We start from the raw sequence: 26,276 nt of genomic DNA on the forward strand, positions 1-26,276 counted from the left end.
ATTTGGGTGAACGTAATTAGTTATCTTTAAATAGCGTATAAATACTTATATAATCGTTAACAAACTTCTATGAGTCCTAGTCCATCGAAAAAAGAAGGGAGGATAAAATGCAGTTACTGCCATTACGATGCCAATCCCGTGACAGCTAAATTTTGCCAAAAGTGCGGTAAAAGTCTTATTGGTGCTAATTTACAAAACCGCAATAAGGATGGTAAAGGCAAGCTTGTACCTTCAACATATACATGGCTGTCTGCACCTTTAAATTGGTTGGGTCTGACTCTACTGTTACCGATGTTTATTTTTATTGCCGGAAGCTACATTCTTTTAAAAACGATTGGCAGTCCGCAAGTCTCCTCGAAAACTGAAGTTATTGTTTCCAATGACACCACTCAAAGTACTTCCTCCGATATCAAATACTACAATTCAATGAAGGAAGTTTCAAATGTACCTGAGGGGAAATTTTATTATGGTGGTGCTTTTGTATTCGCATCTCTAAACGCTCAAGGTACACATCAAGCTATTAACCAGTTATATCCAAAGTTTCAGATGCGCTACATCGAACCTAGAGACAACACACCTGGTAGTGGTGCGGGTATTGCCATGTTGTTGAATGGCGAACTGAGTATTGCTTTATCAACTCGACCTCTTGAGGAAGCTGAATACAGTAAGGCGCGCTCAAGGGGTTTTACTCTACAACAAGTGCCAATTGCTATTGATGGGGTTGGTTTTTTTGTTCATCCAGATGTTTCCATTCCTGGTCTTTCAGTAAACCAACTCCAAAATATTTACAGGGGCAAAATTACAAACTGGAAGGATGTGGGCGGATCTAATTTAGCGATCGCACCTTTTAGGACAAAAGCTGGCAACTCGTTCAAAATGCTACTTGGTTCGGAAGCAGAAAATGTCAGCCCTAACATACGATTGACTCGCGATTTCACGGAAACTTTCCGTAAGGTAAGCTCTACACCGGGTGCGATCGGTCTCGGTACTGCAACGTTAATAGTCGCTCAACAAACCATCCGTCCTATTGCGATCGCTCCTGGTAATAGCAAAAATTATGTGCCATTGGTCATTAATGGCGCTCGACTCAACACAGCAGCGTTTTTAGATGGCACTTACCCCCTCACCAGACGCATATTCGCGATCGTTCGTCGCGATAAGACACCAGAAGAAATGGCTGGTGTAGCATATGCTAACCTATTGCTATCTACAGAAGGACAACAGTTTGTTGAGAAAGCAGGGTTCGTCCCAATTCGATGAGAACAGTTAAAAATATTTTTATCAAAAATAAAATTAAAATAATTTTTTGATTTTACAATTTCTCCACTTAAGTTTAATCTAGACCATGGTTCTGAGAATGCAACAGGAAAATTCACAACCTGTGTATTCTACCGTTGAAACTTTATCTTCTGGTCTATAGGAGCGATACGTGGAGTCTATCTTGAATTTAAAGAGTCTGGTACAAGCAACTTCTGTTGCAGCAACGTTGACATTTGGTCTAGTATCTGTTGCTCAGCTTGGTCAAAAAGCTTTTGCCCAAAACACCCCACTTGAAGGTTCTGGTTCAACTTCCATTCGTCTTGTAGTTTCAGATTGGTTCACTGAACGTGGGGTGAACTATCGCGTAGTGGGTGGCAATGTCGGTCGTCCCGAATTTGAGAACGGAATCACTGATTTTGTAGCTAGCGATTACTCTCTTCCCGACCTTCCCAGAGAAGACATGGTGGTTCTTAATCCAGTTGACAACACTATTGTGTTGCCGTACAACGTACCTAGTTTTGAGGCCAGACTTGACAAAGAGCAGCTTTGTGGTATTTACAATGGCACTATTACCAACTGGAGCCAAGTAGGGGGTCCAGATTTGCCTATCGTTCGCGTTTACCGTTCTGATGCTAGCAATACCAGCGTTGAATTCGACACTGGATTTATTCAACCCAATTGTGATTTTTCTATAACGAATCCAGATAGAAGTGTTAATTTCCCCAACCCCAATCCCAACGATCTTCCTGCAGAGGCTAGCGATGGTATTCTTGATGCCGTTGAGGCGACTCCAGGAGCCATTGGTTATATTAACCGCCCCATAGCTATCAGCCGAGGGTTAAGAGATTTTGTCTTCTTTACTCCCTTAGAAACTTCAGAGTTAGCCCAAGGTCCGATCTACGTTATCTTCCGTAAATCCTACGCTACTAAAGAAAAAGCCTTGGCTGCTAGAGATTTATGCAAATACATTGCCAAAAAGGGGAGTGAAGTAGCACAAGAGGAGTTTGGCTATACACCTCCAACAGAACCGAGCGACTCGTGTAATCTTATTAAAATCCCCGTCCCTACATCTTAAATTGAGAACAGTTCTTCTGCACTAGAAGGATAAATGCCGATCGCTCTATCTAGATTCTGCTTAGTTGCACCTAGCCCGAGAGCGATCGCTCTCAGGCTATATTATGTTGTACAAGTTGTATAGATTGAACGCCTTCCACTCATATTGAATGTAGGGTAGTTATTGACCATGAACCACCCCACCGCATGGCGGATGGGGTTTCTAGTTTACTGAGTCGGTTCAGTGACTCCTATAGTCGTGCAACAAGACAAGCTCGCTACCGTACCTTTACTTTCAGATAGTTTTTTACCTACCCAAATATTGATTCTTTTGAGAATTTGACACACTCGAAAAGTAATTTTTGAAGTGTCAATTTTGGCTTTTCTCAGGATATTGCAAGCACCATTGGCATCGGCGTTGATAACTGTTCCGTTGCCCTGTTTGTATTCACCACGCTTTGTTCTTCTCCCAGAAGGTTTCTGTTCCTGAGCCACCTCCGTGCTCTGGTTCCCAGAGTTGAGAAGAGTGGCGTTCTGGGATTCGGTTTCTTTTCCAAATACGGGTAGTTCATCACCGTCAAAAAATGACATTTTTGAGGTGTATGATTCTTCTACAACTACAAATTCTATACCGGCTCTCTCACATAGATACTTGAGCGTATCACGTAATGCAGTAAACGGAACCTGCACAAAGTTTTGATTATTTACACGTCCATTATCTATTCCATTCTTTATCCCTTCATTCCAACCAAATACTATTTTGCCTATCCCTGATTCTAAACATTTATTGATTATTGTACGTGCAGATTTCTTGATAAAATCACGTACTTGGTTATTCCTAGACTGCGTTGCCCTAGCTAAACTCCCACTCCAGAAATTCTCATCCTTACCCTTTTTTAGCTTAGATACAGTCTTGTTATAAAACTGATTTATCGCCTTTAACGGTCGCCCATTTATGATAAATCCTTCTTCACCTGTGTTCGGAATACAGGTAACAAAGTTGTTTAATCCGATGTCAATTCCTAAAACACTTGACTTATCTAATGTAGCAACAATTTCATTTTTCTTTCTGCATACCCAATGTAGATAAATCTTTCTATGCTTTGATGTAATCACTAGCTCAACAAGATGCTTAGGGTCAACGTCATCAGGAACTCTGAATCTTAATTTTTCGTTTAAACTTGTTCCCATGACATCTTCTTTGTACTGCTTCTTGAACATAATGCCAGTAGAAACAGTAGCAAATATAATGCCATGTTCTTGTGATAAATTTACTGATTGACTGGGGTATGTCACTTCAAACATACCACCTTTTTGACGATAACCTGGTAATTTAGGTTTCTTTGTTCCCTCGCTAAAATGTTTGTCTAAAAGCTGTTTGAATGATTTGAAATTCTCAGCTACTTTATGGCACACGGACTGTGCTGCTTGAGAGTGCAGCATTTTGTAATGGTAGTTTTCTTTGAAGTCGGTTTGTAAATCAATGGTCAAAAATTGAAAATTCAACGTGTCGCATACAAAAAATCCTTGCCTCAAATTGAAAGTCAAGGTGTTGTATAAACTGTTTGCGTGTGACAAGATATCAGATATTACAGCGTAGCCCAAATTGGACAATTTAAGATGCTGCACAACAGTTGAAACATATGTATCTTTGTTCTTTTCTTTATCTAATTCTTTTTGTTTTTTACTCTTGAATGTCATAGCCAAAATCCAAATAGCTCTCAACTCACTCGAAAACAATAGGATAAATGTATGGCAATTATATTGCTGACATACCTTGCTTGACTCGATATATTTGACTACAATTAATATAACACATTTTCCGGATATGACAAGAAATCTTTATGACTAAGTTGAGAAGCGGTTCACACGTTGTTTTTTCTATTCACTTGCATATAGTGTTTGTGACTAAGTATAGGCGTAAGGTGTTTACGCAGCAAATGATTGATGACATGAAAGAAGTGTTTATGCGTGTATTAGAATCAAATAACTCTAAACTTACAGATTGCAATGGGGAACCAGACCATGTGCATTTACTAATTGACTTACATCCAGATAATAATATTTCTGACTTAGTAGCGTCTCTAAAATCAGCAAGTAGTAGAGTATTGAGAGAAAAATATAAATCTACAATTGATAAATACTATTGGGGTAAAGCTAAACTTTGGCACGACTCAAAATGTATCGTATCCTGTGGAGGTGCCCCACTAGAAACGGTAAAGCAGTATATTCAAAATCAATCAGGTGGGAGAGTGTAAAAAGACGGGGCAAACTCCTTCGGAGACGCTACGCGAACGAACCCCGTCTTTTTACGCGCTATCCATCCCCACCCTGTAGAGGGTGGGGAATTCCGCGAATTAGTTAAAATCTAAATATCCCTATAATGCTACAGCGAACCTTACCAAGATTTGCAAGGAAAGTTTGGCTATCGAAAAAAGTTAATTTTTCTACCTAATGAAACTGTCCCTCTCTCCTGTTTTCCCGATTGACTTTTGGATTTATCTAAAGTATTTCCTGAAATCATACAATAAAATTAACATGGAGGTATAAAATGAGCCGTCAACCATTACTTGATTTGACTCGTTCATATACTTTTAGGAATTATTTTGAATTAGGATTTCCTGTTGATGACTTAGTAACAGAATTTGGTTATTCTTTTAATCGCCAGTTCCTTGCTTTATCAAAATATCCTGGAACTCTAGACCGAATCTCTGATTTAAAACAACGTATTGAAGAAGTATTACCTTATGTAGATTTAGAAAACGAAGCAACTCGTCGGGAAATGCTTATTGCTCCGCTTGTAACAGATTTAATTCATTATTCTCGTGCTAAATTGCGAATAGAATATAATATTAAAGTTAGCAATCAACTCCAAGGAAATTTAGATTATTACTTACGCTCTTCAGCTAATTTAATTGTTATTGAAGCTAAACAAGCCGATTTAAATCGGGGATTTACACAATTAGCAACAGAAATGATAGCCCTTGACCAGTGGATAGATTCAAATCAAAGTGAAATACTTGGAGCAGTAACAACAGGCAATATTTGGCAATTTGGAATTTTATATCGGCAGCAAAAACTCATTGAAGAAGGAATCAATCTGTATCGAGTCACAGAGGAATTGGAAGATATTGTCAGAATTTTATTGGCTGCACTTATGTAAATTTTCATCATATCTCAGTTACCCTTGTTTTTAGTAATTCATAATTAAAATCTCCTTAATTGGTTTCCGCTTTGAAGCATTACAATTGATATTGCGTGAAGCCATGGCTCTTTCAATACGGTAACCAGCATAGGCATTGTCAAAAAAATCGTCATTAATATCTTCATTTTTCGGATCGGAATTACTTAAAAGTAATTTAGCTCCCTTTGCATCAAGGGATTTGAAAAAGTCTCGCAGTCGTAATTGTTCTGAATCATCAAATATATTTTGTGAATATGAGGTAAAGTTAGATGTTTTACTAATTGGTCTATAAGGTGGATCGAAATAAACAAAAGTATTACCATCTACATATTGTTCACATTCACTAAAATCTCCATAATGAATTTGAGTCTTTTGAAGGGCTTCAGAAACAGCTTTCAAATTGGTTTTATCGCATATATTAGGTTTTTTGTATTTACCGATTGGAACATTAAAATCTCCATTTGAATTCACTCGAAAAAGACCATTAAAACAAGTACGATTTAGAAAAATAATTTGTGCAGTTCTCTCAATCCATGTCGAATTATATTTTGTTACATCTATTTCGTTTCGTTGCAAATTAAATTCTGCTCTGATTTGATAAAAGTACGTTTTTCTTTCATTTTCGTCAAGAGATAGATATTTATTTTGTATATCTAATACAATTGGAATAAGTTTTTCTACACTGTGTTGAATAGTTCTATATGCTATAACTAATTCAATATTAACATCAAAAATAAAAACTTCTTTAATAGGATAGTTTTGAACTAGATACAAGAAAACTGCTCCACCTCCAACAAATGGCTCTATATATTTTGCGATCGAACCCTCTGTTAATCCATTAGGCAAAAAACTATTCATCTGTTCGATGAGTTGACCTTTCCCTCCTGCCCATTTCAGAAAAGGTTTTGCTATCATTGATTTTTCTAAGCTCAACATATTCAGTATTTGAACTATAGTTCATTTGTATTGTAACTTATTTGGAATATGATATATTTAAATTAGTACTTTAATTCAAAATAACTAAAGAATAGAGATATACAAGCCTACAAGCTACAGGCAATAGTTGATGAATCAGGTAACTTAATTCTTGACGAGCCTCTTAACGTGGCTCCTGGTCAGGTAGAAGTTATTATTTTACAGTCAAGTTCAACGCTCGCAAAAACATCAGAACAACCCAAAAAACGAGAGTACAAAGTCCAAGCGTTGAAGGATTTACTAGAAAACGCTCCTCCTACACCATTAGAGTTTGATGTAGAACAGGCTAAATGGGAATACTTAAAGGAAAAACATAACTTGTGAATGTCTTGATAAATTCTAATATTATAGTTTACATAACACTTGACCGCAACCTATTTTTCACCGACAGCGAACAAGTTTTGTACTTTGTGGAACATTAGGAGGTCGAAGGCTAATGTGTTTACTTTAGTAAATAAAGAATAGGTTATCAAATGCAAACCTTAAAAGCTATTTATGAAAATGGTATATTTCGCCCTTTAGAAGAACCTGAGTTGATTGAAGGGCAATTTGTTCAACTGATAGTTGAACCTACAACTCCTCTTAGTCCTCAAGATATGCTACAACTTACTGCTCAAGTTTATGAGGGATTGTCAGCAACGGATATTGACGAAATTGAAGAAATCGCTTTAAATCGAGACAATTTTTTCTCTGATAGAACTGAAACATGAGCCAAGAGACAGTTGCTAGAAGAAATATAACTCTAAAATACTCAACAGTTGACTCAGGAATTCTAGCGTTTCATAGTCTCTGTTAAGGTACAAATTTATCAGCGTCCATCTGCTACAGGCTGCGGTTATTTTCTTCTTTCTGTCCCGTTGCGAAAGTAAATTTTAAATTGCCAAATATATCGTGTAGAACGAAATGACCGCAATAATTCGATTAAATGTTGGGTTTCGTTCCTCAACCCAACCTACTCTATCAATCATCTTTCAAAACTAATCCTTCTAACCTCTGTTGTAAATCTTTTGTAAGGTCGGCAACTGCTTGTCTTGCACCTTGACGACTTGCTTTATAAGTTGGATAACGCTCGGAAATAGATAATGGCTCGCCAATTGTTATTTTCACATTTTGCTTGCCAAGATTGGGTGTTCGGAATGGATTTCTACCCGTAATCTGAGTGACGACATTCCACAGAAGTACAGTTGTCTCAGCAAATCGTTCTGCTGTGGGTTTTTCTCGCACGTATTTGCCTGTCACTGCAACTAAATTTTCTACCAGTCTCATGTGCCACATTCGCAAATTCGCTTCTTCCGCTACACGATCGCCTAACGCTTTTTCTACAGCAGACAATGCTTTAATATTCTTAAATTCTTCTCTAAAAATATAATTCCATCCGGCTTGCTCGACTCGACGACAGCGATCGTTAAAATTTCCTTTAGCTTGCAAGTCAAAATAATCTTCAGCAACTTGCAACACCACATCTAACACAGCTTGAAGACGAGCGGCAAAAAGTTCATTAGCATCTTTTCCGCCCTCACAAACTGGCAATTTCCGATGATAAAACCGCTTGTAAAATTCTTCCATTAAAGATAATAAATGCTCGCTCACACTCATCAAGCGAGGGTAGAGAGAGTCGAAAGTAGCAGAGGAGGACGATGAGGACATACCAATAGTCGCTTCCAATTCAGTTAAAAGATCGGCAATAGCATCCCAAGGAGCGGCAACATAACTGTAGCGAATACCGACTGGTACAATAAAAACTTGTTCGTCTCGCTTGTCTTTCTGTAAATCCTCAGCACACCAAAAACCCATCTGGGCGATACCCGGTTCTAGAGGATTGACAATTTCTGAAAGACCATTAGTAGCTCCTTCAGGTGCAGCCGCCATAGGAAATCGACCGTTGACAAATAAGTCACGTGCCGATCGCAATCCCGTCCAATCTGCTTTCCCTCGTTGAATAGGGGTTGCACCCAAATGAGATATAATCCAGCCAACATGGGAACCAGCCCAAAGAGGAATTCCACGGTCATAAATAAAATGAGCGTGAATGGGACGCTGTAGCGCTATACCCCCCTGTCGTGCTACTTTTGGCAGAATGTGATAAAGCAAATAGCCCAAAGCAAAAGGATCTTCCGTCTTTGGATGGCGAAATGCCAGCATAAAGCGGATTTTACCTTCTTGGAACTGGCGGTACAAATCCACCAAAACCTCTACATTGTCTGCTTCAATATGGTTAATTGCTGTTTTCCAGCGTATCCAATTGGGTAACACTAACTGGACAACGCGCAAAAACAAAGGATCTAACGCCGGGGGAATAAATTCCAAGGGTGGTTGGGCTTGATAACTAATATCGGGCAAGGTGCTTTTCTCCTGAGGTTGCAAGCGGACATTTTAAAAAGGTTTATTAAAGTAAGCTTGCTTATATCTTTTGGTAATTTATAGCAAGCTAATACAATAACTTAACTGACTAAAGGATTATTGAATCTGGAAAGGGGACAAACGATGCGACTGTCACAAATGCTATTCCTCACACTTAGGGACGATCCAGCAGATGCTGAGATTCCCAGCCATAAACTCTTAGTCCGCGCTGGCTACATTCGTCGCATCGGTAGCGGCGTCTATGCTTACCTTCCATTTATGTGGCGAGTCCTGCAAAAAATCTCCCAAATTGTCCGCGAAGAAATCAACAAAGTGGGAGGACAAGAATGTCTCTTCCCTCAGTTACAACCATCTGAGTTATGGAAAGAGTCGGGACGGTGGGACACTTACACCAGAGGAGAAGGTATTATGTTCTTCCTCAAAGATCGTCGCGATCAAGAACAGGCTTTGGGACCGACTCATGAGGAAGTGATTACAGCGATCGCACGCGATATGATTCGTTCCTACCGTCAGCTTCCACAGGTTCTTTACCAAATTCAAACAAAATTCCGCGATGAAATCCGTCCTCGCTTTGGCTTAATGCGCGGGCGAGAATTCATCATGAAGGATGCTTACTCCTTCCACCCAGATGAAGAAAGTTTGAAAAAAACTTATCAGGATATGGATACCGCATACCATAATATCCTACGAAGATGCGGTCTAGCTTTTCGTGCCGTACAAGCTGATTCTGGTGCTATTGGTGGTTCCGGTTCCCAAGAATTTATGGTGCTAGCCGAAGCAGGCGAAGATGAAGTCTTGTACACAGAAGATGGACAATACGCTGCTAACGTAGAGAAAGCGGTTTCTCTCCCCCCTGACGCAGAACCATCACCCTTCACCAGCTATGAAAAGCGGGAAACTCCAGGAACAGAAACCATTGAGAAAATGTGTAAATTTCTCAAATGTTCCCCCACCCAAGTCGTAAAAAACGTTCTTTATCAAACAATTTTTGATAATGGGATGACAGCATTAGTGCTAGTGAGTATCCGAGGCGACCAAGAGGTGAACGATGTCAAGTTACAAAACGAACTGACAAAACTAGCTCCTCAGTTTGGTGCTAAAGCTGCTATTAAGTTGTTAGTACCAGATGCACAAGCCCAATCAAAACTTTTGAAACCTTTACCTTTGGGCTATATTGCACCGGATATTGCCGATAGTCTCATTCAGTCCGCCAAGGATGTCGTTCCTAATTTTGTCCGTTTTGCTGATAAAACAGCCGTTGATTTGAAGAATTTTGCCACGGGTGCAAATGAATCTGGCTATCACGTTGTTGGCGCAAATTGGAACGAGCAATACAAGTTACCCGAACTTATCGTAGATCTGCGTAAGTCAAGACCTGGGGATCGAGCCGTTCACAATCCCGAACAACTTTTGATGAGCGCTCGTGGAATTGAGGTAGGACATATTTTTCAATTAGGGACTAACTATTCCCAAGCAATGGGCGCAACGTATACCAACGAACAAGGAGAAGAAAAACCTTTAATCATGGGTTGTTATGGTGTAGGTGTATCGCGGTTAGCGCAATCTGCTGTAGAGCAATCCTATGATAAAGATGGGATTATTTGGCCTGCTGCGATCGCACCTTATCAAGCAATTGTTACGATTCCTAACGTCAAAGATGCTCAACAAGTAGAAATTGCGGAAAAACTTTATGCAGAACTCAATCAAGCCGGAATCGACACTCTACTAGACGATCGCGACGAGCGACCGGGAGTAAAATTCAAAGATGCCGATTTAATTGGTATCCCTTACAGAATCGTGACTGGACGGGCGATTGCCAATGGTAAAGTTGAAGTCGTTGAAAGAAAAAGCCGCAACTCTCAGGAAATTGACATTGCCGAAGTTGTATCTACTATAAAGGAGTGGTTAGTAGTTAGTAGTTAGTGGTTAGTGGTCATTCTCCATCAACAACTAACAATTAACAACTAACAACTAACAAGTATGGAACTCCTCACAATAATCCTATCTGGCTTGCTAGGATTGATTTCTCCTGTAGGATTGGCGATCGACCGAATTGCTGAAAATACCATACGCTCTCAATTCGCTGGCGTAAAGCAGTTACAGGTAAGAGTTGATAACGCTCCCTCTCATCAATTGCTACAAGGAAAAGTCCAAAGAGTTAGGGTTGCAGGACGTTCTTTACAACTCAAGCAGCAAAGTCTTCAAATTGCTGCTTTAGAATTAGAAACCGATGCCATTGAATTAGACCCGCGTACTCTGAGAAAAAAACCTTTATTTCAACGACCTTTACAAGCGGGTTTGCGTATTGTTTTAACCCAGGAGGATATCAACAAGCTGTTACAGTCACCCAAATTCTTAGCTCAGTTGGAAAAGATAAAAATTAGCGTGGACGATTCATCAAATACAGGGTATAACTCTGTATATAAATTTATAAATCCAACTGTAAAATTTTTAGCTAACAATAGACTGAGTTTCCAAGTAGAATTACAGAATGATAGCAAAAATCAACCTTTGTTAATTCAGGCAGAATCGGGGATAAATATTATTGGTGGTAAAAACATTCAACTTGTCGAACCAGAGGTGACTGCCAATGGAGAAGCCGCTCCACCACAATTTTTAAATCAAATTGTGAACAATATCAACCAACGATTAGATTTGGGAAAATTAGAAGGTGACGGTCTACAAGTACGAATTCTAAAATTAAATATGAAACAACAAGAATTAGAAATCGCAGCATTCATACGAATAGAACCGTCCTCCAAATTTTTGGAAACCCGAGGCTCTTAGGTAACGTCTTTTACCCGGCTTCTTCATTACAGTAATACTTTTTTCTATTTTCAGCCTAAAGGAAGGAATTCAATATGAAAGAACAACAAGGTAATCGTATTTCTTCAGGTATCATTGCAGCTATTTCAGTAGCGGTTATTGCTGTCAGTGGTGCTATAGCTTACCGCGTAATTGTCCCAGGAGCGAAAGCTCCATCACAGCCAGAAAATAGTGTTTCAAGAAAACTTGAGACTCCCAAACCAATCAATACAGAGCAAAAAGCTGAAGTTTATTGGTTACAGGACAGTGGCACAAAGCTTTCATTAGTTCCGCAAGCTGTTACATTACCTCAAGGAGAACCCAACCAAGTTTTAGAAGCAGCTTTTTCAAAACTATTAGCAGGACCAACTGAAGGAACTGGTTCCACAACTATTCCAACAGGAACCAAGTTGTTGGGTGTGAAGGTAGCAGATGACGGCGTCCACGTCAACTTATCAGAAGATTTTACGACAGGAGGTGGTAGCTCCTCCATGATGGGTCGTGTAGGACAAGTTGTATACACTGCCACTTCTTTAAATCCCAATGCCAAAGTATACATTGAGGTCAACGGCAAACAGTTGGATGTTTTGGGTGGCGAAGGTTTGGAGTTGGAACAGCCCCTAACTCGCGAAAGCTACAAACAAAATTTTGAACTTTAATTACAGTGACCACCTGACCAGTGACCAGTGACCAGTGACCACCTGACCAGTAAATCCCCTACTTTACAAGTATGGGGATTTAAATCATAAATCAGTTTCTTGTTTTTCTATAAACCAACAATGGTGCATATAAAATACAGTTACTTGAGCGCTGACAAGCAAAGTGATTCATTCGGTCACTGGTCACTGAATTTGGTCGCTGGTTACTGTTCACTGAATTTGGTCACTGGTCACTGGTCACTGGTCACTGATTATTTAAAACCCGAATGTTACGGGCTTGCTGTTCCAACCTAGTGGCTAGGCGATCGCAAACTCGGTTGCACAATTCAAAAATCATTTCATCTTCTACCCGGTAATAGGCACAAGTTCCTTCGCTGCGGCGACTGAGTATTCCTGCTTGCCACATAACTTTCAGGTGCTTTGATACATTAGCCTGAGAAGTTTGTGTTGCCTCTACCAATTCTTGCACGCATTTTTCTTCATCCCGCAGTAAATGCAACAGCCGCAGACGCATAGGTTCACTCAAGAGGCTGAAGTATTCAGCTACTTGTTGCACAACTTCCGGTGGTACAGACAACGCTTGTTTCATCAGGGTAGATTTGTTAGATGCAGCTAGGAATTTTAACAATGACGGTTAAATTTAGCCAGGAAACGCTCGCTAGACTCTCAAGAGCTTAGCTACAGTTTATGGACTCGATATATAGATTAATACTTAATCTGGTTTAATTCGCATCAAAGGTTGACCGTATTCCACTGGTTCGCTATTTTGTAACAGAATTTCCACTACTTGCCCAGAAACTTCTGCTTCTATTTCGTTCATGAGTTTCATAGCTTCTATGATACAAACTGTTTGACCCCTTTTGACGCGATCGCCCACTTCCACAAATGACGCTTCACCCGGACCAGGGGCGCGGTAAAAAGTTCCTACCATTGGGGAGGGGATTTCAACGAGTTTTAAGTCTATAACAGGAGAAGAAGTGACTGGCGACGGAATTCCTTTTGTAGCAGTCGTCAGATCGAGCGGAGTAGGTTCCGTCACCGCCGGTACCACCAATGACGGAGGCGGTGGAATGGGTGGTAATCCCGAAGATACCGCACCTTGTCCCGCTTGCGCTACTGACAATACTTGATTGCTAACACTGACAGCTTTGCGAACCGTTAATTCAAAATCGTCACTTTTGAGTGTCACTTCCGCAAGATCTGTTTGTGCAATGGTCGTCAGTAGTTGGCGGATTTCGTTAAAGTCTAATGGCACAGCTTTTCTTACCTCATGCAATTAGGTGGTAGAGAGACTCATACCAATTTTGGATTTGAGATTTTGGATTGTTATGCCTTTGAGTTAGGCGGTTTCAACCTTCTCAAAAAATCTTACTGATTCCAAGTTGGTATCTTTTGTAAAGTCTGTTATCTTTTGAGACAGGGAGACAAATCCCTGTAACGCATCAAACTCGGGATTTGCAGACTTTGTAGGTGAAAGGTAGGCTACTCCCTGCCTAAGTAGGTATCGTTGCGAGTATCGATTCGGATGCGTTCTCCTTGAGCGATAAAGAGTGGAACCATAATCATTGCGCCTGTTTCCACAGTTGCAGGTTTTGAACCACCCGTTGCAGTATCGCCCTTAACACCTGGGTCTGTTTGGATAATTTCCAACACCACTGAGTTAGGCAGTTCTACCTCTAGGACTTGGTCATCCCAACGAACTACGTTGACTTCCATACCTTCCTTGAGGTATTTTACACGTTCGCCGATTTGTGCGGCACTCAATCTGCCTTCTTCATAAGATTCCATATCCATAAAGACGTATTCGTCACCTTCTTTATAGGTATGTTGCATTGTACTTTTTTCCAGATTGGCTTGGGGAACTGTCTCACCCGCTCGGAACGTTTTTTCTACCACGTTCCCACTCTGGACATTTTTCAGTTTTGTCCGTACAAACGCTGAACCCTTACCGGGTTTCACATGAAGAAATTCTACTACTCGCCATACAGACCCATCTAACACTATAGATACGCCAGGTCGAAAGTCGTTACTGGAAATCATGAAACCTTAATATTTTGGAGACAATCGGGATTTATTTTAACCTCCATTAGCGGTAATTAAACATTAATCATTCATGATTAGTAATTAGTACTTATCAGTGACCAGTGACCAGTGACCAGTGACCAGTGAATATATAGGTGGGCTAGAGCTTGGTACGGCTGAAAAATACTGCGGTCATGATAATTATGCTTAAAAGTACGAGCGGTACGACAAGGTTGGGAATATCTGATAATTGCATTTGTTATAAAAATAGGGAGTAGGAGCGGGGATTGTGGAAGACGCAAGAGGGAAGAGGAATTTTTATGGCATGGCAATTTTGACTCAACTCTTTGCCAAGTGAGTTTATCACAGTATATATTACTAGGGGATTGTACTGTGTTGTTCTAGTCACTCTAAGCCACAAAAGTTGGGCTGTTTACGTGCAATACCAACGCAATTGCAACACAATAATTTTGGAATGTAAGTAAAGTAGGTTATGGTGTCCTTTTGGATAGCGATCGCGGCTTGGGGACTAGGCTCTCTCTTATGGGCAGAACTAGTACGAGATTTATACCACGTCTTAGCCCATCATTGGCAACCACTGTATCGACAACACGCATGGCATCATCGCGTCTTTCATCGAGATTTGAACGTTGTGAATGCTAAAATATATCGTCAGGCACAATGGCATCACGATTTACCGGAATGCCTTGTCATGTTATTGTTTTCGCTAGTCTTTTGGTGGGTTTGTTTTCAGTGGACGCCACAGTACCAGTTGGCAGCTTTGGTGGGAATCCTTTACACTTTGACGTTTTTAGCTAGTTGTATAGCACGTGGCATTGGTAGTGAATGGGCGCGGGAAGCAACTGATGTGACTCACTTACCAGGTCCCTTCTTGACCCCTCCAGGGAACTGGTTTGTCAATCGACCTTATCACTGGCGGCATCATTTTGATAACGATCGCGCTTACTATTGCAGTACCTTCACTTTTATAGATAAGCTTATGGGTACAGCACTGGGACTGAAGGGTAAGAAAATCGCCGTCACGGGAGCATCGGGAACGCTAGGGCGATCGCTCCTGTTACATTTACATTTAGCAGGTGCAAAAGTAATAGCCCTGAGTTCAAAATCAGAACCCGTCACTCTGACAGTTAATGGCAAACCCCTAGCCGTGAAAACAATTGCTTGGGAAGTGGGAAAAGAGGGAGAATTGCTCGAACAACTAAAGCAGATAGATATTTTAGTCCTCAACCATGGTATCAACGTCAAAGGTGAAAGAACACCAGAGGCAATTTTTAAATCTTACGAGATCAACACCTTTTCTAGTTGGCGATTGTTAGAACTTTTTTTAACCACCGTCCGGACTCACGAACACGTAGCTCTGAAAGAAGTGTGGGTGAATACTTCTGAAGCAGAAGTCAGCCCTGCAATTAGCCCTTTGTACGAACTTTCCAAACGTGCTTTGGGAGATTTAGTCACATTACGTCGTTTGGATGCTCCTTGTGTAATACGCAAATTAATTCTAGGACCTTTCAAAAGCAACCTTAATCCCATTGGAGTTATGTCCGGTGATTGGGTGGCAAAGCAGATCGTAGCATCAGCCAAACGCGATACCCGCAATATTATTGTGGCAATCAATCCTTTAACATATTTACTATTTCCTCTGAAAGAATTTTTTGTATCAACCTATTTCAGATTTTTTAGCAATTCCAAGGTTTTACCCCAAGGAACGACTGAGTCAGTTTTACCTGAATCAGAAATAGGGGCAATGCGCTCAAAATAGAGGCAAAATGGAGGTTAAAGCAAACGGGGCAGATAACTTTACTGGGTAAAGTCGCAGAGGTGCTTGTCACTCTCACTGACATCGGGGTTAGTCTTGAGATAGCCACGCACCATTTTGCAACCGCGCACCAGTAAATCATGTGAACTACTTACACCGACCAGCAAGCTGGTCGGTGTAGGCTTCAGGCACGTCAATAGCGTTTCCAGAACTTCCTCCCTTGGTACATGGCTAGCCGCAAGTCTGTGGGTAATTATTGTTGCTAACTAATCATTGGTAAAATAGACAATGCACTCAAAACGGAAGCCATGACTCAGACAAAACGCGATCGCACTGCTCGCCGGGGAAGAATGCTATCAATAATCAAGACTTAGACGCATTAGGTTGGACATATATAAAACAGCAGGCAATGTTTACTGCACGAGGAGAAGCAGAATTTGAACAAAGAATGCGACAGATAGTTGGTCAAAATCAAGTCTAGACATGACTTTCTCAATCCAAAATCTAAAATCAACGCATGGTATTATGGCATCTCCAGAATTATTAGTATGGCTCCAAGAACGGACAGCTTTGGGAATTCTTTCTCATGAGTCTCTAAATGCATTATCCGAAATTATAGAAGAAAAAGTTTTTCCAGCAAATCATCGTTTGGTGAGTGAAGGGTCTTCTCCAGAAGCTTTGTATATTTTACAACAAGGTCAATTAGAAAGTGACAGCACTAATAAAACAAATCCATCATTAGCTGTTGGTTTTCTCCCTGGTTCGGTTATTAACTTACAAGAACTGCTGTTAAATGAATCGGTTCAACGCACAATTACAACAGTTACAGAATGTCATGTATGGGTTCTACCTGCTGCTCAATTTCGGGAAATACTGAATCAATATCCAGAAATTTCTCAGGCTGTTTCTCGTCAAATGGCACAAGAAGTGTCTCAGCTTACTTCTGCCCTTAACTACGAACAAGAACGTTCTGTTGCTTTGCGACCTTATTTAGTCACCAAAGCACGGCGTGGTATTGTAGGGACAAGTCGTTATGCAGTCAAGTTGCGGGAGGAAATTAGAAAAGCGGCAAGCGATCGCAAATCGGTTTTGATTTTTGGCGAACCGGGGTTAGAAAAGGATAATGTTGCTGCCCTAATTCATTTTGGTTCTTCCTATCGACGAGAACCCATTATTAAAGTTAACTGTGGAATTCTACAAACGAGTGGTGCTGAGTTATTTGGTCGCTATGGAGGCAAACCAGGATTGCTCGAATGGCTTGGAGAAGGAACTTTAGTTCTCAATAATATCCAAGAAACCCCGACCGAGTTGTTACCAGCATTAGCCAATTTATTAGAAACATCTCAGTATAGCCCCATCACTCGTTCAGAGGAAGCACCTGTTGAACCTCGTACTACCCGTGCTCGGATTTTGATTGTTTCCGAAAAAAATCAGCCAGCTATTGAACGTGCTGTAGGTCAAGTTATCAAAGTCCCACCTCTACGGGTACGGAAAACTGATATTAAAGCACAGGTAGAGTATTACATTAGTCTCTATACTACGGCAAGAGGGATTTCAAAACCAACGGTGACACCAGAAGCCATACGCCGCTTGCAATCCTATGATTTTCCTGGAAATCTTAAGGAATTGCAGAACCTTGTGGAACGGGCAATCGTGCAAGCAGGAGAGGCAAAAACTCTGACGGAAGAAATTTTCTGGTCGGCTCAAACGAAGAAAAAGGAATTTCGCCTCAATCTTTTAAATGCTTATCCCAATTTGCGGCAATTTCTCCGCAGCCCTTGGTGGACGGATCGCATTAATTACGGTTTTACTTTGCTTGCCTTTGCTTTTATTGTTGCCGTGCTTTTTGTCGGTCCGCAAACACGCGATCGCAATTTTGCTCTCAATTTGTTCTGGGCTTGGTGGTGGCCTTTTTTCCTACTAGCATTTCCTTTTTTAGGTCGTATTTGGTGTGCTGTTTGCCCCTTTATGATTTATGGAGAAATAACTCAGAAACTTTCCTTATGGCTATTTCCTCGACAACTAAAACGTTGGCCGAGAGAGCAAGCAGAAAAATGGGGAGGATGGTTTATCTTTGGGTTATTTACTTTGATTTTCCTGTGGGAAGAGATTTGGAACTTGGAAAATACAGCTTATCTTTCAGGTTGTTTGCTGTTATTAATTACTGCCGGAGCAATGATTTTCTCTGCTCTTTTTGAAAGGCGCTTTTGGTGTCGGTATCTTTGCCCTATTGGTGGAATGAACGGTTTGTTTGCCAAACTTGCCATGACAGAATTGCGAGCGCAACAAGGAATTTGTTCCGCAAGTTGTACGACATATCAATGTTATAAGGGCGGTCCTCAAAAAGGCGAAGGGATGGAAACTGGAGGATGTCCTTTATACTCTCACCCAGCACAGCTAGAAGATAATAGAGATTGCGTCTTGTGCATGACGTGTTTGAAGGCTTGTCCCCATCGTTCCGTTGAATTCAATTTACGTCCTCCTGGAATGGAACTTTGGACAACTCATATACCCCGAGCTTATGAGGTCGCATTATTATTTTTACTGTTAGGGGGTATCTATCTCCACCGTTTACCAGAGTTACAGTCCTGGTTGGGGTTGCATTTTGACCTCACACAGTTTCTGCCTCATTTAGGTCTATCATTGTTGGCTTTAGCGATCCCCGCTGCAATTCCCTTTGCAGCATATGGTTTGTCTCGTTTTAGTTCTCAACTCAAGCCAAGACCATTTATCGAATTAGCATATGGTTATCTACCACTCGTGCTTGGTGGTAATCTAGCCCATTACTTGCGTCTGGGTTTAGCAGAAGGAGGACGAATTTTACCCGTCACTTTTGCAACTTTTGGTCTTAATGGCGAACAGGTACCTATATTAGTTGCTCACCCAGCAGTCATTGATTTTCTACAGGGTAGTACTTTGATTTTTTCAGTCCTGTTGAGTGTTATCCTCACACAAAAAATTGCTCGTCAACGTATGCGATCGCTTTTTTGGCAACATTTAGCAGTGATTGGACTAGCTGCAAGTTTATGGGTGATTATTGTTGATAGATAGTAGTTACTCCCTTTGGGCTCTAAAATTCCACTCACTTTGTAGGGTGGGCTACGCCCTACAAAGGCATAAAGCATCTCTAAAGCCGTTGGGAAGCGATCGCCTGGATTATACGCCCACGGAATATTTCATACTTCAGTCCATTGTTCTTTGGCAATCCGTGTTGTTACAAGGTTTGCATAGGTAAGCCAGCATAATTACAGTTAACTAGTGAGGCTCGTCATTGGTAAGGATTTCCGGCAGGTTTACATTTTGTCATGTAGTTCGGTTGATTTCCACTTAGCTACTTACAGGAGCAAGTTCAAAAACTAACTGTGTTTTTTTGGGAATATTTTATAAAGAGATGGTATTAAAGATGTAGTGTTGCTGATTAAATTGCTACATAAGTCCTTTTTGTCAGTAAAACTACTGACTACAAAATTCAAATTTTTAAACAATTGTTTACAGAAAAAAACCACAACTAAGTATGAAAATAATTCTTTCCCAATGCCCAATGCCCTATACCCAATGCCCATTGCCCCATTTTATAGCCCGGTGAACAGAGGATATACCTACATGAGTATTGCTATTCTACGTTTGGTATCTGGCAAGGAAAACAATTCTTACTCGTTGTTGACAACAGGCGAAGTGGTCATTGGGCGCGACCCTAGCTGTCAGATAGTACTTAGTTCCAATGTCTATGGAATGGTTTCGCGACGACACGCATCCGTTCGCCCATCAAAAACACCTGATGGCAGGATAAGTTATGTGCTGTGGGATTTGAATAGTGCTAATGGAACTTTTTTGAATGGTTCTGCTTTGCAGGGTAGCCAGGAATTGCAAGCAGGCGATCGCATTATGTTTGGTAACAATGGACCAGAATTTGTCTTTGAGTACCAACAACCTCTCAAAGCACCACAGCCTGTAGCTTCGCCAACTCGCGTAGTAGCAAAGCCTGTGGCGTCATCTCAGACAGATAGCGAAGCAAGCTGGTCGCAATTGTTTCCTATCCTATCACCACCTAAAGACCTCACTCGCAAAGCTTACCTGATACCTGGAATTATTACAGTCATCTTCGTGGTACTGTTGTTTTTTGTTCAAGGACGTACATATCAATTTTTACTAGGTTCTTATTTAGCAAGTGGCGTTTTATACTTTGTCTATAGATTGTGTGGTAAGCCGAAACCTTGGTGGGTACTTATCGCTGCCATAATTTTCACGATCGTCATTTTGGCAAGCCCCGTACTGCACCTATTCATATTCGTATTTCGGGTTCTTCTTCCTGGAAATGTGCCAGACGATCCGACTACTCTCCCCTTTCCACAGTTATTTATCCGCTACTTTTTTGGTGCGGGGTTGTTAGAAGAATTACTTAAATCCTTACCAATATTTGCATTTTATTTTTTAGGAAGAAAACTATCTTCTCCAAAGCGCGAACGTATTGGCGTATGGGAACCCCTTGATGGAATTTTGTTGGGAAGTGCCTCTGCTGTGGGATTTACACTATTTGAAACCTTGGGTCAATATGTACCTGGTACTGTTGCACAAGTTGCAAGAGATATGGGAGAACAAGCAGGGCTTTTAGCAGGATTGGAACTGTTGATTCCCAGAATCTTAGGTGAAGTAGCAGGACATTTGGCTTGGAGTGGGTGGTTTGGCTATTGTATTGGCTTGAGTATTCTCAAACCCCGTCTGGCTTGGCGGACATTGATTGTAGGATATTTGAGTGCAGCAGGGTTACACGGGTTGTGGAACAGTAGTGCAGGGCTTGCAGGTAGTTTGGGAGTTTTTGTTTTAGGGTTGTTGGTTGTAGTGGGTGGAATGTCTTACGTTTTATTGGGATCGGCAATTATTAAAGCACGTGCTTTATCACCGACGCGATCGCAAAATTTTGCAACTCGTTTCTACCAAAATCAAACGGGAGGATAAGAATAATTCGTAATTCGTAATTGAAGTCAAAAATTACGACTCACGAATTATCAAGGGTTGGGAGGATTGAGGGGAACCAATGTTTTCTATTGCCCAAATCTTGCGAGAAGCTCTTCGCGTGAGAGAGTTGAGAGCGGTAACAGTAGGTTACTAAATTCAGGCGTAGGTAATTCTATTAATGACAAGAAATCTTTGATACGTTTGGCAAATATGACTCACTTACAAATGACGATATTAGGAACTGAGTGACGAAAAAGTCTGAAGCTATTTTGCGATATAGAGAGCCTGAGCCAAATACGTAAATATCCGATTTATTTTGTTCTTTACTACAATCATACGTTACACTTTTTATGCGTAAACTACTAATTGATACAGATACGGCTTCTGATGATGCTGTAGCAATTATGATGGCCCATTCTTGGACAGATGTACAAGTTGTTGCCATAACAATTGTTAATGGAAATGTGTCTGTTGAACAGGGTTTGAAAAATGCACTGTACACGTTAGAAACTTGTAAGGCTACTACACCTGTGTATGTTGGGTGTAAAAAACCAATTCTCAGAAAAAGTAATTATGCTGAATGGTTTCATGGCAAAGATGGCATGGGAAATATGTACTATCCCGATTCACATATCAAACCCAAAATGTCACCTGCAACTGATGCAATCATAGATTTACTAAAAACTTATCCTGATGAAGTTACCCTCGTCACCTTGGGTCCTCTGACAAATATTGCTATTGCATTAAGCCGTGCTCCTGAAATTGCTTCCCTAGTTCCTCGCTGTGTAGTAATGGGTGGAGCTGCTAATACAGTTGGTAATGTTACACCTGCTGCTGAATACAATATTTGGGTAGATCCAGAAGCAGCAAAGGTCGTTTTTCATAGTGGAATGCCAATTGAAATGGTTGGTTGGGAACTCAGCCGATATACTGCCGCATTGACCTCTACTGAAATCGACATGATTGAGGCTTTCGGAACAGATAAATCGCTTTTAGCAGTGAATAGCAATCGATTTTCTTTTGAAGCTTCTAGAAAACTACAAGGAGCTATTGGATTAACACTAGCAGATCCAGTAGCGATGGCAGTTGCTCTCGATCCTACGATTGTAACCCGTCAAGGCAAATATTTTGTAGATATAGAAATAACAAGCGATCTAACTCGCGGTATGACAGTTATTGATGAATTAGATGTCCTTCATAAAGAACCAAACATAACTGTAGTTCGAGAAATTGACATACCAAGATGGAAAGAGATTTTATATAGTTGCTTAAGAAAATAAGCGATTAGTATTGCAGGTCGCTACATTTAACTCTCCAATGGCTAGAAGCTGAAATCTAATACCAAAATAGTTTCCCTAACCCAACCCCTCACCAGTTTGGGAAAATGTCGTGAAATAGTAGAAGCAGTGTTTCAAGATAGCGAACGCATCATATCACCAACTTTTCCAAACTTAGAACTCACACCAACACAAGTTTTCAATATTGAATAAACATTGGTCAGGTGGTCAGGTGGTCACTGTTAAACTGATTCTGCAACAATACGATTGCGTCCCCGTTTTTTAGCTTCATAAAGTGCTCGATCTGCTACTCTAATTAATATTTCCTTTGATTCTTCATAGGTAGGAACTAAAGTACTGACTCCCAGACTTAATGTGACATACTGGCTAATATGTGATTCAATATGAGGCAGGTAAAGTTCTTGTATTTGTTGCTGAATCAGGTCTGCTACTTTCATTGCTCCTTCAAGGCTTGTATTGGGTAGAAGAACGGCAAATTCTTCCCCTCCATAGCGAGCAACTAAATCGGCGGGACGCTTGGCAGAATCGCTAATCGTTTGGGCAATCTTCTGCAAGCAAACGTCTCCTGCAATGTGACCGTAGGTGTCGTTGTAGCGTTTGAAATAATCGACATCGCAAAGAATAAGGGATAATGGCAGTTGCTCCCGACTTAGCCTGTACCACTCTAATTCTAAAACTTGGTCGAAGCGTCGGCGATTGGCAACTTGAGTTAATCCGTCTAAATTGATTAAACGTTCTAGTTCGTGATTGGCTTGGTGCAGTGCAACTTCAGATTTTTTACGTTGAATTAATGAGCCAATTTGAGTTGCAATTGCAGTGACTAACTCCAGATCTCTTGGTTCCGGAGTCGTCATGGCATTTTTTGAAAGAAAAACGAGAATTGCTAACAATTCTTCCTCGAAAACGATAGGAACGCCAAAAGCGGCTTGAAGACCAAATTGGTAGGCAAGATTGCGGCGGTAAAAGATATTATCTTCATCAGACAAATCAAAAAGATACTCGGGTTGTTTTGAAACCCAAATTCGTCCGGGAAGCCCTACATTAGGTTGAAATGTTAATTTATGGCTTTCGGCACGAAATTTTGATACTTCAGGCTCGCTAGCATACCAACCTTGACTGCATTCCAAGGCTGTTTCTTCGGAATTGACAATCCAAGCTTCTCCCAAATCCCAGCCAATCGTTTGGCAAATTAAAGCCAGAACGCTTTTTAGCGCTGAATCAATGCTAGTTGCTGAACTTATTTCTTCAGTGGCTCTCAGAAGCAGTTGCAACTGAGCATTTTGCTGGCATAATTCCTGATTTTTTTGCTGTAATTGTAGCTGTAAACTCCGTAAAGCTAGTTGATTTGCTACTCGTGCTAGCACTTCTTCGACTTGAAATGGTTTTGTTATATAGTCCGCACCTCCAAGGTGAAAAGCTTTTGCTTTATCAAGCCCTTCACTTAAAGCACTTAAGAAAATGATGGGGATCTCTTTAGTTTGGGGGTCAGCTTTCAATTTTTGGCAGACTTCATATCCTGATAAATCTGACATGAGAATATCTAGCAAAATTAAATCGGGTAAGCTTGCTCGAACAACCTGTAGCGCTAAGTTTCCATCGGGTACGGGTCGAACTTTATAGCCATTTTGTTGCAAAACGTTAACCAATAAACGTAAGTTGGCAGGCGTATCATCAACTACCAAAATGTTGGCTTTGAATTGTTGGTTGTTAGCGAGATTCATGGGGATGTTTCACACTGTCTTGCTTTTCCTAAAAGCCAGTAAGTTCTCATTTCTCCTTTCCCTTTGATGGTGATGTTTCCACGTTCTTCAAATTCAAATTGCTCTTTTAAACGCTGGTAGGTTGCAGCACTGACTTGAATCTTTCCAGGTAATCCATTGGACTCCATTCGCGATGCAATATTGACTGTATCTCCCCACAAGTCATAACTAAATTTAGTCTTACCAATCACTCCAGCTACTACATCTCCCGTGTTTATACCGATTCGTAACTGAAATGTTTCTTTTGATTCAGTATTGAATTGAGCTAAACAAGCTTGCATATCTAGTGCCATTTGTACGGTTTTTTGAGTGCTATCTCTACATGGTGTCGGTAAACCTCCTACTACCATGTAGGCGTCCCCTATTGTTTTAATTTTCTCTAAATTATGTTTTTCTGCCAACCGGTCGAACTGAGAAAAAATTTTATTTAAAACTTCTACGATTTCGGCTGGGTTTTTTTGAGTGGAGAAGGGGGTAAAGCCTACTAAATCGGCAAATAACACACTCACTTCTTCGCATCGGTCAGCGATTGGGCTTTCTCCTGCTTGGAGGCGTTCGGCAATGGGTTGGGGTAAAATGTTGAGCAGCAGTTCTTGACTTTGTGCTTGCTGAAATTTTAAAGCTTCTTGTGCTATCATGCGATCGGTAATTTCAGTGACCATCCCTTCGTAGTAAAGTAACTTTCCTGTTGGAGATCGAACCGCACGTGCAGTTTCTGAAATCCAAATGGATGTACCATCTTTACGGCATATAATTGACTCGAATTCGGTTACAGCACCGTTTGTTTCTATCTCAGTTATGTATTGTTGGCGTCGATTGGGAGCGAAGTATAATTGCTGACCGATATATTGTATGTTTTCAATCAGTTCTTCCGCACAAGAATAACCGTACATCTTCGCTAGTGCTTGGTTTGCACTTATGTATCGTCCGTCAGGAGTTGATTGATAAATACCGACGATCGCATTTTCAACAATGCTGTGATATCGTTCTTCTGCTATTCTCAATGCTTCTTCTGCAAGTTTGCGTAAGCGAAGCTCGTCGTAGACATCGCTAATATCTCTTGCTACTAGAATACAAGCGCGATCGCCCATTGGAGAAATTGCTGCTGTCAACCAAACTGTCTTCTCTGAATCGGTGAGGCAAAAATCCCAATCAATCGTATCCTTTGTCTTTATAGCTTTTTGAATCAAACTCAACCAAGTCTCAGCCGTTTCAACTAGAAAAAATTGCTCTACTATTTGACCGACTATATCTGTACTGTAACTATTTGTCTCTGCTGCTTGTGTAGGTATAATTTCTATATTACCAATTTGTTCTTCTGTAATATCAATAACAATGACAATATCAGTCATTGCAGCTAGAACAGTACGTATTTTTTGTTCGGATGTAAAAAGTCTTTCTTGAAAAAATTGACGATCTGTAATTTCAGTTTGAAGTTGCTTATTTTGCTGGTAAAGTAACTTAGTTTGTTGTTGAAGTATCTTTTGAAGGTAGCGTTGGGAGAGTTGATTGTGAACTCTTGCTAAAATTTCTTCAACTTGAAAAGGTTTTATGATGTAATCTACGCCTCCAACGTGAAAGGCTTTGGCTATATCCAATCCCTCTTTTAGCCTACTTGTAAAGATAATAGGGATTTCACTTGTTTGGGGAAAGGCTTTGAGATGCAGACAAATGTTATAACCACTGAGATCGGGTAAAACTATATCCAGAAGAATCAAATCGGGAAGTTTTGTTCTAGCAATCTCAAGCGCCGAACAACCATTTCTCGCAAGAAGAACTTCGTAGTTATTTTTCTGCAACACATTCACTAACCAATCTAAAGCAGTTGGTGTATCATCCACTACTAAAACTTTTGCTTTTAGGTTGTTGTTGAACGCAAGATTCATGTATATTCCTAGAAATGCACCTTGAGAAAAATTTTAAAAGTGTAGGTATTAAATATAGCAAGGTTTCACAAGTAGAAAAAATTATTTATTTAAATCTTGTTATTTAGTATCATTTTATGTAATTATACTGAAAATTTTCTTGTACTCGAAATTACTGAGGTGACCTTGAAGGTGTTGGGCAAAGGAGGGATTCTCAACGTAAATTTCAGCGATCGAGATAGTTTGGTGTGTTGAGGTCATGTTGATTCTCAATCTTGAAATTGCTGCACTAGTTTAGCAA

Annotated in this window: 22 protein-coding genes and 1 pseudogene; 14 read left to right on the forward strand and 9 right to left on the reverse strand. The window is 40.5% G+C overall.

What is annotated here, in order from left to right:
- Positions 1 to 69 precede the first annotated feature (69 nt).
- Both ACKTT2_RS41520 and ACKTT2_RS41525 read left to right on the forward strand, forming a co-directional pair.
- A complete protein-coding gene (locus ACKTT2_RS41520) occupies positions 70 to 1,260 on the forward strand; it encodes a substrate-binding domain-containing protein (RefSeq protein ID WP_407897540.1) in 1,191 nt (396 codons plus the stop codon).
- Between the two features lie 181 nt (positions 1,261 to 1,441).
- Positions 1,442 to 2,335 (forward strand): substrate-binding domain-containing protein, encoded by an 894-nt coding sequence (locus tag ACKTT2_RS41525; RefSeq protein WP_407897542.1) that lies wholly within the window; start codon positions 1,442 to 1,444, stop codon positions 2,333 to 2,335.
- A 206-nt stretch (positions 2,336 to 2,541) separates the two neighbouring features.
- Here ACKTT2_RS41525 and ACKTT2_RS41530 read toward each other — a convergent pair whose 3' ends face one another.
- Positions 2,542 to 4,014: an RNA-guided endonuclease InsQ/TnpB family protein gene (locus ACKTT2_RS41530; RefSeq protein ID WP_407897544.1), complete on the reverse strand. Its 1,473-nt coding sequence runs from the start codon at positions 4,012 to 4,014 to the stop codon at positions 2,542 to 2,544.
- 143 nt (positions 4,015 to 4,157) lie between these two features.
- On the opposite strand from ACKTT2_RS41530, the gene tnpA reads away from it, so the two are divergent.
- The 3 genes and pseudogenes from tnpA to ACKTT2_RS41545 all read left to right on the forward strand — a co-directional run bounded on the left by tnpA (position 4,158) and on the right by ACKTT2_RS41545 (position 5,476).
- Positions 4,158 to 4,571, forward strand: coding sequence for an IS200/IS605 family transposase (gene tnpA / locus ACKTT2_RS41535; RefSeq protein ID WP_407897546.1), 414 nt, complete (start codon positions 4,158 to 4,160; stop codon positions 4,569 to 4,571).
- A 126-nt stretch (positions 4,572 to 4,697) separates the two neighbouring features.
- Positions 4,698 to 4,802: pseudogene (locus tag ACKTT2_RS41540) on the forward strand (Uma2 family endonuclease); the annotation flags it as partial.
- Between the two features lie 62 nt (positions 4,803 to 4,864).
- Entirely contained in the window at positions 4,865 to 5,476 is a 612-nt protein-coding gene (locus ACKTT2_RS41545) for a hypothetical protein (protein WP_407897548.1), read from the forward strand.
- A gap of 30 nt (positions 5,477 to 5,506) precedes the next feature.
- Here the strand turns inward: ACKTT2_RS41545 and ACKTT2_RS41550 are convergent, their stop codons facing one another.
- The gene (locus tag ACKTT2_RS41550; RefSeq protein ID WP_407897550.1) at positions 5,507 to 6,433 is read right to left on the reverse strand and encodes a DNA adenine methylase; all 927 of its coding nucleotides are present in this window, start codon (positions 6,431 to 6,433) and stop codon (positions 5,507 to 5,509) included.
- A gap of 168 nt (positions 6,434 to 6,601) precedes the next feature.
- Here ACKTT2_RS41550 and ACKTT2_RS41555 point away from each other — a divergent pair, with 168 nt between their 5' ends.
- Positions 6,602 to 6,796: a hypothetical protein gene (locus ACKTT2_RS41555; RefSeq protein ID WP_407897552.1), complete on the forward strand. Its 195-nt coding sequence runs from the start codon at positions 6,602 to 6,604 to the stop codon at positions 6,794 to 6,796.
- A gap of 149 nt (positions 6,797 to 6,945) precedes the next feature.
- The gene (locus ACKTT2_RS41560; RefSeq protein WP_407897554.1) at positions 6,946 to 7,182 is read left to right on the forward strand and encodes an antitoxin family protein; all 237 of its coding nucleotides are present in this window, start codon (positions 6,946 to 6,948) and stop codon (positions 7,180 to 7,182) included.
- A gap of 250 nt (positions 7,183 to 7,432) precedes the next feature.
- Here ACKTT2_RS41560 and ACKTT2_RS41565 read toward each other — a convergent pair whose 3' ends face one another.
- On the reverse strand, positions 7,433 to 8,812 hold the full coding sequence (locus ACKTT2_RS41565; RefSeq protein WP_407897556.1) for a 1-acyl-sn-glycerol-3-phosphate acyltransferase: 1,380 nt from the start codon (positions 8,810 to 8,812) through the stop codon (positions 7,433 to 7,435).
- Between the two features lie 144 nt (positions 8,813 to 8,956).
- Here ACKTT2_RS41565 and ACKTT2_RS41570 point away from each other — a divergent pair, with 144 nt between their 5' ends.
- The 3 genes from ACKTT2_RS41570 to ACKTT2_RS41580 all read left to right on the forward strand — a co-directional run bounded on the left by ACKTT2_RS41570 (position 8,957) and on the right by ACKTT2_RS41580 (position 12,297).
- On the forward strand, positions 8,957 to 10,756 hold the full coding sequence (locus tag ACKTT2_RS41570; protein ID WP_407897558.1) for a proline--tRNA ligase: 1,800 nt from the start codon (positions 8,957 to 8,959) through the stop codon (positions 10,754 to 10,756).
- 57 nt (positions 10,757 to 10,813) lie between these two features.
- Complete coding sequence (locus ACKTT2_RS41575; RefSeq protein ID WP_407897560.1) at positions 10,814 to 11,620, forward strand: LmeA family phospholipid-binding protein; 807 nt, start codon at positions 10,814 to 10,816, stop codon at positions 11,618 to 11,620.
- Positions 11,621 to 11,694: 74 nt separating this feature from the next.
- On the forward strand, positions 11,695 to 12,297 hold the full coding sequence (locus ACKTT2_RS41580) for a GerMN domain-containing protein (protein WP_407897562.1): 603 nt from the start codon (positions 11,695 to 11,697) through the stop codon (positions 12,295 to 12,297).
- Between the two features lie 244 nt (positions 12,298 to 12,541).
- On the opposite strand, the gene ACKTT2_RS41585 is transcribed toward ACKTT2_RS41580, so the two are convergent.
- From ACKTT2_RS41585 to efp, 3 genes are all read right to left on the reverse strand, one after another.
- Positions 12,542 to 12,886 carry an ArsR/SmtB family transcription factor gene (locus ACKTT2_RS41585; RefSeq protein ID WP_407897564.1) on the reverse strand — a complete coding sequence of 115 codons (345 nt, stop codon included), beginning with the start codon at positions 12,884 to 12,886 and terminating at the stop codon, positions 12,542 to 12,544.
- Positions 12,887 to 13,009: 123 nt separating this feature from the next.
- Entirely contained in the window at positions 13,010 to 13,552 is a 543-nt protein-coding gene (gene accB, locus ACKTT2_RS41590; protein ID WP_407897566.1) for an acetyl-CoA carboxylase biotin carboxyl carrier protein, read from the reverse strand.
- 227 nt (positions 13,553 to 13,779) lie between these two features.
- Positions 13,780 to 14,337, reverse strand: a complete 558-nt coding sequence (gene efp, locus ACKTT2_RS41595) for an elongation factor P (RefSeq protein ID WP_407897568.1) — start codon at positions 14,335 to 14,337, stop codon at positions 13,780 to 13,782.
- Positions 14,338 to 14,812: 475 nt separating this feature from the next.
- On the opposite strand from efp, the gene ACKTT2_RS41600 reads away from it, so the two are divergent.
- From ACKTT2_RS41600 to ACKTT2_RS41615, 4 genes are all read left to right on the forward strand, one after another.
- Entirely contained in the window at positions 14,813 to 16,099 is a 1,287-nt protein-coding gene (locus ACKTT2_RS41600; protein ID WP_407897570.1) for a bifunctional sterol desaturase/short chain dehydrogenase, read from the forward strand.
- 522 nt (positions 16,100 to 16,621) lie between these two features.
- A complete protein-coding gene (locus tag ACKTT2_RS41605; RefSeq protein WP_407897621.1) occupies positions 16,622 to 19,147 on the forward strand; it encodes a sigma 54-interacting transcriptional regulator in 2,526 nt (841 codons plus the stop codon).
- A 552-nt stretch (positions 19,148 to 19,699) separates the two neighbouring features.
- Complete coding sequence (locus ACKTT2_RS41610; protein ID WP_407897572.1) at positions 19,700 to 21,052, forward strand: PrsW family glutamic-type intramembrane protease; 1,353 nt, start codon at positions 19,700 to 19,702, stop codon at positions 21,050 to 21,052.
- A 350-nt stretch (positions 21,053 to 21,402) separates the two neighbouring features.
- A complete protein-coding gene (locus ACKTT2_RS41615) occupies positions 21,403 to 22,332 on the forward strand; it encodes a nucleoside hydrolase (RefSeq protein WP_407897575.1) in 930 nt (309 codons plus the stop codon).
- Between the two features lie 239 nt (positions 22,333 to 22,571).
- On the opposite strand, the gene ACKTT2_RS41620 is transcribed toward ACKTT2_RS41615, so the two are convergent.
- The 3 genes from ACKTT2_RS41620 to ACKTT2_RS41630 all read right to left on the reverse strand — a co-directional run bounded on the left by ACKTT2_RS41620 (position 22,572) and on the right by ACKTT2_RS41630 (position 26,236).
- A complete protein-coding gene (locus ACKTT2_RS41620) occupies positions 22,572 to 24,071 on the reverse strand; it encodes a GGDEF domain-containing response regulator (RefSeq protein WP_407897577.1) in 1,500 nt (499 codons plus the stop codon).
- Positions 24,068 to 25,996 (reverse strand): adenylate/guanylate cyclase domain-containing protein, encoded by a 1,929-nt coding sequence (locus tag ACKTT2_RS41625; RefSeq protein WP_407897579.1) that lies wholly within the window; start codon positions 25,994 to 25,996, stop codon positions 24,068 to 24,070. Before ACKTT2_RS41625 ends, ACKTT2_RS41620 begins: the two co-directional genes overlap by 4 nt.
- Positions 25,997 to 26,110: 114 nt before the next feature.
- Positions 26,111 to 26,236: a hypothetical protein gene (locus ACKTT2_RS41630; RefSeq protein ID WP_407897581.1), complete on the reverse strand. Its 126-nt coding sequence runs from the start codon at positions 26,234 to 26,236 to the stop codon at positions 26,111 to 26,113.
- Between the last annotated feature and the right edge of the window lie 40 nt (positions 26,237 to 26,276).

The sequence above is a fragment of the Scytonema hankhaensis NUACC26 genome, from assembly GCF_045865695.1.
Classification (GTDB): domain Bacteria; phylum Cyanobacteriota; class Cyanobacteriia; order Cyanobacteriales; family Nostocaceae; genus Scytonema.